Origin of the sequence: Pseudodesulfovibrio alkaliphilus (genome assembly GCF_009729555.1) — a bacterium.
GTDB lineage: Bacteria > Desulfobacterota > Desulfovibrionia > Desulfovibrionales > Desulfovibrionaceae > Pseudodesulfovibrio > Pseudodesulfovibrio alkaliphilus.
In genome coordinates this window covers 302,849-315,555 of the sequence record NZ_WODC01000002.1, presented here as the reverse complement: position 1 = coordinate 315,555, position 12,707 = coordinate 302,849, and the positions used below count along the sequence as shown (strand labels likewise).

Below are 12,707 nucleotides of genomic sequence, written 5' to 3'. Positions count from 1 at the left end.
CCGGTCGCCGTCCCGCGCACCTGCCCCGAGCCGCTCCGCTCACAGCCGCGGCTCGCCGCAGTTCAATTGCGCCTCCACAAATCTGGCTATACGCTGACGAGCGACCGTTTCGCCGGAGCGGTATTCGAGAACAAGATAAGCCACCGAATTTTTGAGGAAGGACTTCTTGACTGTGCAGGCCACCATTAGTCCTTCATCGGGGTCAAAGGGATGAAAGGTCAACCGAACCTCAGCACCCACCCCGCCCACAGAGGCCACCCCGCCCTCGCCCATCAGGCGGACGCGGGTGCAACTGGCACTCATGTCCTCAACAACTCCGCGTACCAGAACACGCCCAGCCCCGTCGGCCACCACTGCCGGAAAGCGACAACGGCACCGAGGTTCCGCACGGTCTTCTGCGTGGTACACCTTGCCTGGCCCGGCCAATTCCAGGATGACACCCGGCGGATTATCCCGATTCAGGATACGGGTTTCAAAGCCACGCAGGACACCTTCTTGAGCGAAACGGACCCTCGCACTCCGGTCGACTGCCATCCGCTCCACCACGGCCGGCGGCACCGGCGCATAGGCGGACAAACGGCCATGCTCCCCCACTTCCGTGATCACGCACAAGAATCGGTCGCCGAATGTGGAAAACTCCATGAGCACCTTGTCGCCAGCTACCAGCGGCATGCACTGCCCCTCCATTTCACCCCGCCACTACACTATGGTCAACCGTCCGGCAATGATATATACTCCATAATTCAGTGAAACGCTCAACGCCCTATACCCTCTTCAAGACCCTTGGCCTTCTCGCCTGGACCGGCTGCATCCTGCTCCTTGGATATCAGGCTGCCGCCTGGGGCCTTACCGCCCAATGGCCTTCGCTCACCCTCATGGATGTCGGCAGCCGCCTGGGGCTCGACCTCCTCACCCTGATAAGGTCGCTCCCTCTCGAGTTCGCCATCAAGGGAGCCTATGTCCTGATAACCACCCAGCTCTCCGTTGCCCTGTGGTGGGCCGGGGCGGCCTTCTTCGTGCTGGCATTTCTTTGCGCGGTCATTGTCGACAGATGACTCGGACCTGGACTCGGACGGCATCGAGCCGATTACGCCACCCCGCAAGAACTCTCGACGAAGCTTTGAGCAGTCGATCAATCGACATTGGGTGTGGACTTGGGCCGAGCAATTCCTCTATAAGAGAAAACTACGCACCAATCCGAGGTTGATTCATTGAACAGACGCTTTCTGCCCATAACCCTGCTGACGGGGACTCTCTTCGCCCTGGCCCTGGTCGGCTACCTCATTCCGGCCCGGTCTGCTGCCCAGCCCGTGCGCATCCTCCTTGAGAACAAGGGCGGCAAGGTCATCTTCGACCACAAGGTCCACACCGAGATGCAGGGCCGCGCCTGCGTCGACTGCCACCATACCTCGGGCCAGGACCCCGCTCCGCCCGCCTGCTCCGTCTGCCACGTACCCAAATTCGACCAATCCTTCGTCGTCGGGCACCTGAACACCATCGACCCGAAGCACTGTTCCGCCTGCCACCACGCAGAGGCGACCATTGACAATTTCGACCACGACGGCCACGCAGAAGACTACGCCGCCAACAACTGTCAGGCCTGCCATCACGATGCGAGCATTGAGCCCACCCCGCAGACCTGCGCCAACTGCCACGGCCAACGCCTCGACATCCCCACCCGCAAGGACGCGGCCCACGCCCGCTGCGCCAACTGCCACGATGACCTGTTCGACGCAGGCGTTTCCGGCTGCTCTGCCTGTCATGTGCGCAAGCCTGTCGTCTCGCCGCAGCCGGGGAATGAAAAGGGGGCGGCAATCTCCCCGCGTCCTTGCTCGGACTGCCACGCAGAACAGACAGACCAACTGATTCCCACCACGGCCACAGCGTTTCACGCTCAGTGCATGGGCTGCCACGAAGAGAAGACGAGCGGCCCCTACGGCGATGACGCCTGCTTCAGATGCCACATGAGATAAAGGTGTTCAAAATATGACCGATTTCAGTTTCAGCCTGCTGACCGGCGATACCGGCCCCCTGGCCAAGGGAGCGCGGCCGGACAGCCTCCGCGTTCCCCTTGAGGGGCACAGGCCGGTACTCGCCGAGGGCGATCAGGTTCTCGCGGGCACACTGCTCGCCAAGGCCAGGGACGACCGGGGAGATATGCACGCCCCCCTGGCCGGAATCATACGAGAGGTGAGCCGCTTCGCAATGCTCATTGAAGTCATGGAGGAACGCAGGGTCGATCCGCAAACCGCGCCTATGGAAGGAGGCGACATCCTGCGGCGTTGGTTGCGCTCCATGGGCATTGATGTCCGTCCCCTGCGCCGCGCACCCGTCCTCATCGTCAACGCGGTGCCGCCCGAACCGGGCATCTCCATTCACGACCCCCTGCTGCGGGACTATCGCAAGACCGTGGAACTTGGCCTTGAAACAGCCCGACGGGTGGTCGAATACGCAAGGTTGTATCTGATGGCGGCCAGGGGAAACCGGGCCAATGCCTTTGCCGACTGCACGGTCGTGCATGTGCCGCCCGTCTATCCAAACGGCCTGCCCCCCCTCGTTGCCAAAGCTGTCACCGGACGGGAGCATCTGCCGGGTCAACACCCGGAGAACGCGGCCATCCTGTCCGTAAGTGACCTGTACTTCATCGGTCGCGTCATGGAGACCGGCCGCCCTCTCACCCAGACCGTCATGACCATTGCCGGACAGAACCATCTGGTGCATGTTGGCACCCCTGTGGATTTTCTTGTGGCCGAGGCCAGAGGAACCGTGGAGGACGGCGACCATGTAATCCTGGGCGGTCTGATGCGCGGCATTCCGGCCCTGAATACCGACCAGGGAGTGGCCAAGGACACCACCGGACTGCACATCCTGCGCAAGTCCGCGGCCTTTGTGCCGGTGGACGCCCCCTGCCTTGGCTGCGGCGAATGCGAGCGCCGCTGCCCGGCCCGGATCATGCCCGGTATGATCAGCCGTTGCTCGGAATTCAAGCAGTTCGCACGGGCCGAACTGTTTCACATCCACTCCTGCATGGAGTGCGGCATCTGCGGCTACTGGTGCAAAGCCAAACGGCCGCTGCTCCAATACATCCGGCTGGCCAAGTACGAGTTGGCCCTGCTGCGCTCGGCCATCACCCCGGCCGAACGGCCTCCCCTGGACCCCACAAAGGAAGCCCTCCGGGAGAACAGCGATGCTTAGACCGCAACATCCTATCCTGACCGTTTCCATGGCCCCGCATGTCCATTGCGGCAAAAGCATCAGGGGACACATGGGCGAAACAATCATCGCACTTATGCCGGCAGTAATAATGGCCGCCATGGCGTTCGGCATGGATGCTGTGCGCGTCATGGCCCTTTCCTGCGCCGTGGCCGTGACCACCGAGGCCCTGTGCAACAGGCTCGCGGGACGCGACCCGGCCGTGGACGACCTCAGCGCCCTCCTTATCGGCCTGCTCTTCGCCTGCCTGCTCCCGGCATCGGCTCCCTGGTGGCTGGTCACGGTCGGCTCGGCATCCGCAGTCGGACTGGGCAAGGCCGTCTTTGGTGGCCTGGGAGCCAGCCCCCTGTGCCCGCCCCTGGTGGGCTGGTCCATCTGCACTCTCTCCTGGCCAAAGGCCATGGACACCAACGCCACCATGCTCGGCACTACCCTGCCCGATCCGCTGCAGCTCCTGAAATATTTCGGCGCAGACGCCGTGGCCTCACTTACCCCCATGTCCCTGTTCACAGGGCACCAGCTGGGCGGGCTCGGCGCTGTCCATGTGGCGGCACTGCTGGCAGGGGGCATCTTCCTGCTGATCCGGCGGCACATCTTCTGGGAGATTCCCGCCGCCTTCATCATCGGCCTGCTGACCACGGCCTGGATTTACCAGGTCCTCGACCCCGCGACCCATGCCGCGCCTCTGTTCCACCTGCTGACGGGAAGCACGGTCCTTGGCGCATTCTTCCTGGCCACGGACCCGGCGTCCTCGCCCATCGGGCGCATTCCAAGCCTGATATACGGCCTCTTGGCCGGGATCATGGTCATCATCATCCGGGTCTACGGCATCTACCCGGACGGCGTCCCCTTTGCCATCCTGCTGGCCAATCTCTTCACTCCGCTGCTCGACCGGATTCGGCCCAGGCCCTTTGGCGGCCCCTACATACTTGCCCAGGAAAAGGAGGACAACGCCACATGCGCGAAGCATTGCGGATGATCCTCGTCCTTTCGCTTATCTGCGGCCTCTCGGGGCTGACACTGGCCGCCGTGCGTCAGGCCACTGGTCCGCGAATCGAAGAACAGGTGCTGACCTTCGTGCAGGGTCCGGCCCTGCAACAGATATTCACGGCAGCAGACAACCATCCGGTTCAGGACCGCGTGGCCGTCGACCTTGAGGGCGAAACGGTCACGGTCTTTCCGGCCATGGTTGACGGCAGACTCACAGGGGTGGCCTTCGAGACCTTTGGCCGGGGATACGGCGGCGACATCGGCGTCATGGTCGGCTTCCTCGTTGCCGACGATTCCCTGGCAGGCATCGGCATCACCACCCACAAGGAAACGCCCGGTCTGGGCTCGCGAGTGGTTGAACCCGAGTTTCGAGAGCAGTTCGCTCGCCGTCCGGGGCATGATCTGGCCCTGCACAGCCAGGGCGGCGACATTGCAGCTGTTGCCGGGGCCACCTTCTCGTCCACCGCCACCGTGGCCGCCATCAACGAAGCTATCCGCAAATACTCAAGAATCAAGGACAGACTCCCCGAGCACTGGGGCCTCCAGGACACGCCATGAACAGATTGTCGAAGGAATTTTCCAAAGGATTGTGGAAGGACCTGCCTCCTTTCAAGATCGTACTCGGCCTGTGCCCGGTGCTGGCAGTGACCAAAACCGCATATAACGGCCTGGGAATGGGGCTGGCCGTGATCTTTGTTCTCACCCTCTCCAATCTGCTCGTCTCGCTGCTGCGCAAGATCATCCCGGCCAAGGTCCGCATCGCCTGCTTCATCGTGGTGGCCGCCTCGCTGGTGGTCTGTGTGGAGCTTCTCATGCAGGCATACGCGTATCCGCTCTATCTCCAGCTCGGCATATTCGTGCCCCTGATCGTGGTCAACTGCATCATCCTGGGCCGGGCCGAGGCTTTTGCCTCCAAAAACCCTACCCATCTGGCCGTGGCAGACGGACTGGGCATGGGTATCGGCTTTACCCTATCCTTGACCTTCCTCGGCAGCATCCGGGAGATATTCGGCTATGGCACATGGTTTGACATGACACTGACCGGCGACTGGTTTGAGCCCTTCGCCTTCATGATCGAGGCACCGGGCGCCTTCGTCTGCCTCGGGCTGGTGCTGGCGGGAATGAACGCCCTGACCAACTGGCAACGCAAGACCAGGGGACTCGAAGCCATTGAAGGCCCGGTTCACGACTGCAAGACCTGCGGCCTGTGCGCCACCAAGCCAAGGATATAGGAAGGCCGTATGGACTATTTCACCCTCGTCATCGCAGCCATCTTCGTCAACAACATCGTCCTTGCCCAATACCTGGGCAACTGCCCGTTCATCGGCACGTCCAAGGAGTCGGGAGTGGCCATCGGCATGGGCTTGGCCGTGGTTTTCGTGGCCACCATGGCCGCCGCCATCACATGGTGCGTCCAGCGCTTCCTACTTGTGCCCCTCGACCTCGCCTACCTTCAGACCATCACCTTCATCCTGGTCATCGCCTCCCTGGTCCAATTCGTGGAGATGTTCCTGAAAAAGGTCGTGCCCCCGCTCTACAAGTCGCTTGGCATCTTCCTGCCGTTGATCACCACCAACTGCGCCGTTCTCGGCATCGCCATCATCTGCCAGCGTGAAGAATACACCCTGCTTGAGACAATCGTTTTTTCCATCGCTTCGGGTGCGGGATTCCTGCTCGCCTTGGTGGTGCTGGCGAGCATCCGCGAGCGGCTCGATCTGGCGCGTGTGCCCACCTGTCTGCGCGGCACTCCCCTGGCCCTGATCATGGCCGGGTTGATGTCGCTGGCATTCTTCGCCTTCAAGGGCATGGCCTCCTAGGAGTTTTTCGATCATGATCCTGACATCGGTTCTTGTCCTGCTGGGCATAGGGTTTTCGGCGGCAGCCATTCTGGCCATGGCCTCCAGGCTCCTCTACGTCTACGAAGACCCGCGCATCGCCGAGGTGGAGAGCGTCCTGGCCGGAGCCAACTGCGGTGGCTGCGGCTTCCCTGGCTGCGCCGCCGCGGCCCAGGGCGTTGTGAGCGGCCGGGCGGGGGCCACGGTCTGCGTCATCGGCGGCGACGAGGTGGCGGCAAATGTTGCAGCCATCATGGGCCTGAGCTTCTCGTCCATGGAAAAGCAGATCGCCTTTGTGGATTGCACCGGCGGCATCCGCGCCGAGGAAATCTACGACTACGCGGGAGTAAGCGACTGCCGCGCCCAGGACCTGCTCTACGGCGGCAACAAGATGTGCCCGGAAGGGTGTCTGGGGCACGGCACCTGCGTCACGGCCTGCCAGTTCGGAGCCATCGAAATGGGCCCTCACGGCTACCCCGTGGTGGACCCGGCCCTGTGTACCGCCTGCGGAGCCTGTGCCCAGGTCTGCCCGCGGGGAGTCATCACCATCTGGGGCATGACCGCCCGACTGGCACACCTCAACGAGATCACCGACTGCCTCGCCCCGTGCCGCCAGCGCTGCCCCGGACAAATCAACATCCCCCGCTACATCGAGCAGACATCGCGGGGCGACTTCGCCGGGGCGCTCGAGACCATCCGCGAACGTATCCCCATGCCGCTGACCATCGGCCGGGTCTGCCCCTATCCCTGCGAGAGCGCCTGCCGCCGAACCCATGTGGACGCTCCGGTGGGCATCAACATGGTCAAGCGTTATGTTGCCGACTGGGAAATGAACTCGGGCCAGCATCTGCCCATCCCCTGTGCGCCTGAAACCGGCCGCAGGGTGGCCGTGGTGGGAGGCGGTCCGGCCGGGCTCTCCTGCGCCTTCTTCCTGCGTCGCCTGGGCCACAGCCCGACCATTTTCGAGTCCATGCCCAAGCTGGGCGGCCAGTTGCGCTACGGAATCCCCGAGTACCGGCTGCCCAAGGCTGTCCTTGACTGGGAGATAGAAGGCATCCTCGGTCTGGGGATCGACGTTGTCCACGGAAAGACGTTTGGCACTGACTTCGATCTCGAAAGCCTCAAGGCAGAGGGGTTCGAGGCCGTGTTTCTGGGCATTGGCGCGTGGATGAACATGACCCTGCGCATCGAGGGCGAAGACGCCAAGGGCGTGGAAACCGGCACCGAGTTTCTGACCAAGGTGGGTTTGAACATGGACCCCGGCGTGGGGCGCAAGGTCGTGGTCATCGGCGGCGGCAACACAGCCATCGACACGGCCCGCACCAGCGTCCGTCTTGGCGCGGAGGTGACTCTCATGTACCGTCGAACAAAGGGCGAGATGCCTGCCAACATCGAGGAGATCATCGGGGCCGAGGAAGAAGGCGTCAAATACCTTTTTCTGGCCGCCCCCACCCGCATCGTCAGCGACGAATCCGGCCATGTCACCCATGTGGAGTACATCCGCATGGAGCTTGGCGAGCCGGACGAATCAGGACGCCGCAGCCCTGTTCCCGTTGAAGGATCCGCGGCCCTGATCGAGGCGGACACCGTGTACACGGCCATCGGCCAGAAGCCCGAGCTTTCCTGCCTCTACGACGAGGAGGGCAACTGCCAGCTGAAACAGACCAGATGGCGCACCCTGGACGCGCACCCTGTCACGCTCCAGACCGCCCTGCCCCATGTCTTCACAGGCGGCGACATGCACACCGGGCCGGGCATCGTCATCACCGCCCTGGGCGAGGGGCGCAAGGCCGCACGCTCCATCCACCAGTACCTGACCGACGGCGCACCTCATTACTCCGCCAAGGTTCAGCGCGATCTCATCCCTTACACCATGTTCACCCATGTGCCCGACGTGGGATACCGCAAGCGCTCCACCGTGCCGCACCTCATCGGCTGCGACGAACGCGTCTGCACCTTCAAGGAAATTGAGGGCGCCCTGAGCAGCGAGGAGGCCAAACACGAAGCCTGCCGCTGCCTGCGCTGCGGCCTGACCTGCTACAACCGCGATCTGCCCGCACGGGAGTGCAGCGAGGAGGGCTGCGTCAGCCGCTCATGACTCCGTCTTGCGCAATGAATCCGGGTCTTTTTTTCCCAACCCGGAAAAAATGCTTGCCAAGCGAAACCCATGCGGCTATATGAATTCTCCTTCGGGCGGCAAGCCCGCAGACGAACTAAGTGGGCGATTAACTCAGCTGGTCAGAGTGCCATCTTCACACGGTGGAAGTCACAGGTTCAAATCCCGTATCGCCCACCACCGACCATCCAGGCGGCTCCGTGAACTCGGGGCCGCCTTTGTTTTTGCATGGTCGAAGCGCGTTGTCTTTCACTCCTGCAACGCTTCGCGAACCACTTTAATTTGAAACACTTAATCTCTGCTGGTCATCGTCTGCCCGGTCAAACTGGTCTGCTGGCTGGCCAAGGCTGTGCTGATCTTTTTCAAAACAGCTTCCTGGTCAGAACGTAATTTTTTCACGCTTTCACCTATGGAGTAAACCTTTTTATCGAATAGGTACTGTGATAGGCAGAAGGCATCACCAATCACGGAGGTTCCTGCCATGTTCAAATTCTCTGGGACGGCCGCGCTGGCCCTGGCGGTTTTGCTGATGGCGGCAACAGCGCCCGCCCAAGACATTGATGACATCTACAGATTGCGTGAGATGGCGGACTCGGAATTCCGAATCGCGGAAAAAGCCTACCGGAGTGCCAAAGAAAAGTACGGCGACTCCTTTGATGCCATGCCCGCTAATGAACGGGAAGAAGCCTGCCACAAGATAGCATGGGCATTGAACGACAACGTCTCCCGCTACGAAACCGAAGATGTGATCAACCAAAGGCGCTACGCCGAGCAGGTGGATAAACTGAAGGTCTATGCCACGGGCCTGGGCTGCCCGGACTAGCCGACAAACTCCACGGACACGACCACGCGGCCTGTCATGGTCCGGGCTTCGGCCAGTTGGTATTCAACGGATTGACCGTCAAGAGGAAGCAGGTGCGCCTGCTGGCGGGAGAGAAATTCGGCCAGATCTGCGGCGTCCAGAATGATGCCCCGAGCCAGAACTGCCTCGCCGGTATCCACGGCCAGCGTACTGAAAATCTTGACGAACACGCCGATGGGTTCACTGTTGTCCGCCACTGTTTCATCAGCCCGGACCGAAATGTCGCTGCGGAATCCCTTGTAGGGATTGTCGCGGCCCATGCAGATGCCGATGAGGCCGGGCATGGCACCGCCCAGGGCCACCCTGTCGCCGTCCCGGACATGCGCCGAATCAATGTCATCCATGGGACTGCTGTTGAGAAAGATGGTCCGAACCTGCTCCTCGATGGTCCTGTCGTCATAGCCCAGGGCTGCGGCCAGGAACTCACGCACCGTCATACCCGCCTGGCCGACAAGATAAAATCCCTTTTGAAGCAAAAAATTCCAGGCCAGTCTGCCTTGGTGGCTCATGCGCACACGCAGGCGTTTTTCGTTCTTTTTCATGCCTTTTCACACCTTACCCGGGTATTCAACCCAGCATTACATTATGCCATCTCGAGCATAATATAATGTTTTCTTTGACTTTTTATTTCTACGGTGCATAGATAATCCATATTGTCAGCGCAAGTCAAACATGCGTTTGCCCACACGTCCATCATCTTAAAAATTGCGAGGACGCATATGCCAAAGATCCTGAGAATCAACACCCGTACAAAAGAGTACACCTTTGAGGACGCCGGCAACTACGCCAATCTTGGCGGCCGGGCACTGACCTCCCGCATCATCAATACCGAGGTTCCTGCCGACTGCCATCCGCTCTCGGCCGAGAACAAGCTCGTCATCGCCACCGGCCTACTCGGCGGCTCCACCGCAGCCAACTCCGGCCGCGTCTCGGTCGGGACCAAGTCGCCCCTGACCAAGGGGATCAAGGAGTCCAATTCCGGCGGCCTCTTCGCTCACAAAATGCCGAAGATGGACCTGCTGGCCATCATCCTTGAAGATAAACCCGAAGAAGGAGCCCCCTTCTCCACCTTGTTCATCAGCGATGGCAAGGTGACTTTCAAGGATGCAACACCCATTGTGGGCATGGACAACTACCCGGCCCACGACAAGCTGCTGGCCGAATACGGCGACAAACTGGTGGCGGCCATGATCGGCCCGGCCGGCGAGACCCTGCGCCTGACCGCCACCATCCAGTTCACCGACCCCTACAAGCGGCCCGCCCGCTCGGCTGGCAGGGGTGGCACCGGCGCAGTCATGGGCTCCAAGAAAATCAAGGCGATCATCCTTGATCCTGCTGTCAGCAACAAAGTCGGCGCAGTCGACGTTGAGGCATTCAAAACCGCTCGCAAGACCTGGGTCGAAATCCTTCAGGGCCACCCTGTCACCGGCCAGGGGCTGCCCGGTTTCGGCACCTCCATCCTGGTCAACGTGGTCAATGAGGCCGGTGCCCTGCCGGGCAAGAACTTCCGCCTGGGCCAAGTTGACCATGCCGCCGACATATCAGGCGAGAAGATTGCCGAAGTCATCAACGCCCGAGGCGGCAAAACCACCGAAGGCTGCCATGCGGGCTGCATCATCCAGTGCTCCCAACAGTACAACGATGCCAAAGGCGAGTACCTGACCTCCGGTTTCGAGTACGAAACGGTCTGGGCCCTGGGTGCCAACGCCATGATCAAGGACATTGACGACATCGCTGCCATCGACCGCATCTGTGATGAAAAGGGCATGGACACCATCGAGGTGGGCAACACTTTGGCAATCGCCATGGACGGCGGCATCATCCCCTGGGGCGATGGCAAGGCATCCATCGAACTGCTCTCCAAGGTGGGCACCAAAGATCCCATGGGTATGATCATGGGCAACGGCGTGGACTTCGCCGGAGGCGCCTTCGGCGTGGACCGTCTGCCCACGGTCAAGGGCCAGTCCATGCCCGCCTACGACCCCCGTGCGGTCAAGGGGGTGGGAGTCACCTACGCCACCTCGGCCATGGGAGCGGACCACACCGCCGGTTACGGCGTGGCTCAGAACATCCTCAAGGTGGGCGGAGACATCGACGGCCACAAGAAGGAAGGCAACGTAGAACTCTCCAAGAACCTCCAGGTGGCCACCGCAGCCATCGACTCCATGGGCTTCTGCCTGTTCGTTGCTTTCGCGGTCCTTGATGCGCCAAACGGGGTCCAGGCCATGGCCGACCTGGTCCAGGCTTACACTGGCAAGCCCTTCAGCGCCGACGACTTGGTCAACCTTGGCATCAACTGCCTCAAGGACGAGCAGGCGTTCAACGAGCGTGCAGGGTTCACCAAGATGGACGACAAGCTGCCCCGTTTCTTCGAAACCGATCCCCTGCCGCCTCATGGCGTGGTATGGGATCTGGATGTTGACGAACTGCAGGGCGCCAAGGTCTAGTCCGCTTTACCGATACAAATGGCGGCAGTCGGGAAATTCTTCCTGGCTGCCGCCTCTTTTGTTGACCATCGCCATCGGCCCGCGCTAGAATCAAGCCATGGGTATCGAAATCAAGTGCTTCGCCACACTGGCCCCCAGCCTGCCCGCCAATGCGGCCGACTACCCCGCCGCGCCAGGCGAGACGGTACGTTCGCTCGTCGCCAAACTGGGCATCCCAGAGGACGATATAGCCCTCATTTTCATCAACTCCGCCAGAGCCTACCTTGACAGCGAGATCAGGGACGGAGACCGAGTCGGACTGTTCCCGCCCGTAGGGGGCGGCTAAAGCATGTTCCCCTCCCTTGATGTGGCCATCCACAGCATGATGATTCCGAATCCCATGCCCCAGGGAGGTCACGCACTGACGCTTCCCCCCGGAGCCGTGGCAGTGATCGCTCCCGATCAGGGGCTTTCCGGGTGCGGCGTCGAGGCCCGGGCCCTTGAACTCGACATCATTCCTACGCGCTACCTGCGCAACATGCACAGCATCACCCCTAAGGCCCAGATACGTCTGCTGCGCGCCAAGGTTGCCCAGGTGGGGCTGGGCGGGCTGGGCGGCACCCTCCTTGAACAGATGCTGCGCCTGGGTGTGGGCACCCTGCGCGTGGCTGACGGCGACGACTTCGAGGAAAGCAATCTCAACCGTCAAGCACTGAGCGACACCTCCAATGTCTGGCGTTCCAAGGCCGAGGCTGCCCGGATCGCGGCTGCCCGCATCAATCCTTCGGTCACGATGGACGCTCGGCACGAATTCCTTTCCCAAGACTCCCTGCCCGGCTTCCTGACAGGGGCTGATCTGGCCATCGACGCCCTGGGGGGGATGACCCACCGGCTGACCCTCCAACAATGCGCTGCTGAGGCAGACATTCCGCTGGTCACTGGCGCACTTGCGGGCTGGACGGGCTACGTGGCAGTAGTCATGCCCGGTCAGCCCGGCCCGGCGCAATTCATGGGACTCGACAACGGGGCCGAGGAAAAACTCGGCTGCCCGATCCCCACGGTCAACCTCGTGGCCACCCTCATGGCCACGGAGGTCGTACGCCTGCTCTCGGGCGAACCCTCGCCCCTTACGGGCAAGATGCTCCTCATTGATCTCAAGCAACTCTCTTTCGAAACGGTTTCCCTGTGACATGAGTGCAAAACCCTACGTAATTATGCCGAACTTGACTTAATATTCCAACATCTGCCATGACGGACCAAGGTGA

The 12,707-nt window shown here is 61.6% G+C and carries 15 protein-coding genes and 1 tRNA gene; 13 read left to right on the top strand and 3 right to left on the bottom strand.

The window, feature by feature from the left end; translation table 11 throughout:
- Positions 1–39 precede the first annotated feature (39 nt).
- Positions 40–672, bottom strand: a complete 633-nt coding sequence (locus tag GKC30_RS05295; protein WP_155932777.1) for a PilZ domain-containing protein — start codon at positions 670–672, stop codon at positions 40–42.
- 74 nt (positions 673–746) lie between these two features.
- Here GKC30_RS05295 and GKC30_RS05290 point away from each other — a divergent pair, with 74 nt between their 5' ends.
- From GKC30_RS05290 to GKC30_RS05250, 9 genes are all read left to right on the top strand, one after another.
- Positions 747–1,055 (top strand): potassium:proton antiporter, encoded by a 309-nt coding sequence (locus GKC30_RS05290; protein WP_367613988.1) that lies wholly within the window; start codon positions 747–749, stop codon positions 1,053–1,055.
- Positions 1,056–1,211: 156 nt separating this feature from the next.
- Positions 1,212–1,973 carry a cytochrome c3 family protein gene (locus GKC30_RS05285; RefSeq protein WP_155932775.1) on the top strand — a complete coding sequence of 254 codons (762 nt, stop codon included), beginning with the start codon at positions 1,212–1,214 and terminating at the stop codon, positions 1,971–1,973.
- 13 nt (positions 1,974–1,986) lie between these two features.
- Positions 1,987–3,195, top strand: coding sequence for an electron transporter RnfC (locus tag GKC30_RS05280; protein WP_196772816.1), 1,209 nt, complete (start codon positions 1,987–1,989; stop codon positions 3,193–3,195).
- A complete protein-coding gene (locus GKC30_RS05275; RefSeq protein WP_155932773.1) occupies positions 3,188–4,192 on the top strand; it encodes an RnfABCDGE type electron transport complex subunit D in 1,005 nt (334 codons plus the stop codon). Before GKC30_RS05280 ends, GKC30_RS05275 begins: the two co-directional genes overlap by 8 nt.
- Complete coding sequence (rnfG, locus tag GKC30_RS05270; RefSeq protein WP_155932771.1) at positions 4,171–4,761, top strand: RnfABCDGE type electron transport complex subunit G; 591 nt, start codon at positions 4,171–4,173, stop codon at positions 4,759–4,761. Before GKC30_RS05275 ends, rnfG begins: the two co-directional genes overlap by 22 nt.
- Positions 4,758–5,435, top strand: coding sequence for an electron transport complex subunit RsxE (gene rsxE, locus GKC30_RS05265; protein WP_155932769.1), 678 nt, complete (start codon positions 4,758–4,760; stop codon positions 5,433–5,435). The genes rnfG and rsxE overlap by 4 nt, the downstream gene beginning before the upstream one ends.
- 9 nt (positions 5,436–5,444) lie before the next feature.
- On the top strand, positions 5,445–6,020 hold the full coding sequence (locus GKC30_RS05260) for an electron transport complex protein RnfA (RefSeq protein ID WP_155932767.1): 576 nt from the start codon (positions 5,445–5,447) through the stop codon (positions 6,018–6,020).
- 13 nt (positions 6,021–6,033) lie between these two features.
- Entirely contained in the window at positions 6,034–8,136 is a 2,103-nt protein-coding gene (locus GKC30_RS05255; RefSeq protein WP_155932765.1) for an FAD-dependent oxidoreductase, read from the top strand.
- Between the two features lie 121 nt (positions 8,137–8,257).
- Positions 8,258–8,334, top strand: a tRNA-Val gene (locus tag GKC30_RS05250).
- A gap of 111 nt (positions 8,335–8,445) precedes the next feature.
- On the opposite strand, the gene GKC30_RS05245 is transcribed toward GKC30_RS05250, so the two are convergent.
- Positions 8,446–8,637: a hypothetical protein gene (locus GKC30_RS05245; RefSeq protein WP_155932763.1), complete on the bottom strand. Its 192-nt coding sequence runs from the start codon at positions 8,635–8,637 to the stop codon at positions 8,446–8,448.
- On the opposite strand from GKC30_RS05245, the gene GKC30_RS05240 reads away from it, so the two are divergent.
- The gene (locus GKC30_RS05240; protein WP_155932761.1) at positions 8,636–8,977 is read left to right on the top strand and encodes a hypothetical protein; all 342 of its coding nucleotides are present in this window, start codon (positions 8,636–8,638) and stop codon (positions 8,975–8,977) included. The genes GKC30_RS05245 and GKC30_RS05240 overlap by 2 nt on opposite strands.
- On the opposite strand, the gene GKC30_RS05235 is transcribed toward GKC30_RS05240, so the two are convergent.
- A complete protein-coding gene (locus GKC30_RS05235) occupies positions 8,974–9,558 on the bottom strand; it encodes a hypothetical protein (RefSeq protein WP_155932759.1) in 585 nt (194 codons plus the stop codon). The two genes, GKC30_RS05240 and GKC30_RS05235, sit on opposite strands and share 4 nt — an antisense overlap.
- Positions 9,559–9,735: 177 nt before the next feature.
- Here GKC30_RS05235 and GKC30_RS05230 point away from each other — a divergent pair, with 177 nt between their 5' ends.
- The 3 genes from GKC30_RS05230 (at position 9,736) to GKC30_RS05220 (ending at position 12,631) form a co-directional block, all read left to right on the top strand.
- On the top strand, positions 9,736–11,463 hold the full coding sequence (locus GKC30_RS05230) for an aldehyde ferredoxin oxidoreductase family protein (protein ID WP_155932757.1): 1,728 nt from the start codon (positions 9,736–9,738) through the stop codon (positions 11,461–11,463).
- Positions 11,464–11,560: 97 nt separating this feature from the next.
- Complete coding sequence (locus GKC30_RS05225) at positions 11,561–11,788, top strand: MoaD/ThiS family protein (RefSeq protein WP_155932755.1); 228 nt, start codon at positions 11,561–11,563, stop codon at positions 11,786–11,788.
- Positions 11,789–11,791: 3 nt separating this feature from the next.
- Positions 11,792–12,631 carry a HesA/MoeB/ThiF family protein gene (locus tag GKC30_RS05220; RefSeq protein WP_155932753.1) on the top strand — a complete coding sequence of 280 codons (840 nt, stop codon included), beginning with the start codon at positions 11,792–11,794 and terminating at the stop codon, positions 12,629–12,631.
- Positions 12,632–12,707: the final 76 nt, after the last annotated feature.

What these genes read in the sequence shown, in the direction of transcription:
- GKC30_RS05295 (WP_155932777.1), bottom strand. Translation starts at nt 672, where the DNA reads ATGCCGCTGGTAGCTGGCGACAAGGTGCTCATGGAGTTTTCCACATTC.
- rnfG (WP_155932771.1), top strand. Translation starts at nt 4,171, where the DNA reads ATGCGCGAAGCATTGCGGATGATCCTCGTCCTTTCGCTTATCTGCGGC.
- GKC30_RS05255 (WP_155932765.1), top strand. Translation starts at nt 6,034, where the DNA reads ATGATCCTGACATCGGTTCTTGTCCTGCTGGGCATAGGGTTTTCGGCG.
- GKC30_RS05225 (WP_155932755.1), top strand. Translation starts at nt 11,561, where the DNA reads ATGGGTATCGAAATCAAGTGCTTCGCCACACTGGCCCCCAGCCTGCCC.
- GKC30_RS05260 (WP_155932767.1), top strand. Translation starts at nt 5,445, where the DNA reads ATGGACTATTTCACCCTCGTCATCGCAGCCATCTTCGTCAACAACATC.
- GKC30_RS05240 (WP_155932761.1), top strand. Translation starts at nt 8,636, where the DNA reads ATGTTCAAATTCTCTGGGACGGCCGCGCTGGCCCTGGCGGTTTTGCTG.
- GKC30_RS05220 (WP_155932753.1), top strand. Translation starts at nt 11,792, where the DNA reads ATGTTCCCCTCCCTTGATGTGGCCATCCACAGCATGATGATTCCGAAT.
- rsxE (WP_155932769.1), top strand. Translation starts at nt 4,758, where the DNA reads ATGAACAGATTGTCGAAGGAATTTTCCAAAGGATTGTGGAAGGACCTG.
- GKC30_RS05235 (WP_155932759.1), bottom strand. Translation starts at nt 9,558, where the DNA reads ATGAAAAAGAACGAAAAACGCCTGCGTGTGCGCATGAGCCACCAAGGC.
- GKC30_RS05280 (WP_196772816.1), top strand. Translation starts at nt 1,987, where the DNA reads ATGACCGATTTCAGTTTCAGCCTGCTGACCGGCGATACCGGCCCCCTG.
- GKC30_RS05245 (WP_155932763.1), bottom strand. Translation starts at nt 8,637, where the DNA reads ATGGCAGGAACCTCCGTGATTGGTGATGCCTTCTGCCTATCACAGTAC.
- GKC30_RS05275 (WP_155932773.1), top strand. Translation starts at nt 3,188, where the DNA reads ATGCTTAGACCGCAACATCCTATCCTGACCGTTTCCATGGCCCCGCAT.
- GKC30_RS05230 (WP_155932757.1), top strand. Translation starts at nt 9,736, where the DNA reads ATGCCAAAGATCCTGAGAATCAACACCCGTACAAAAGAGTACACCTTT.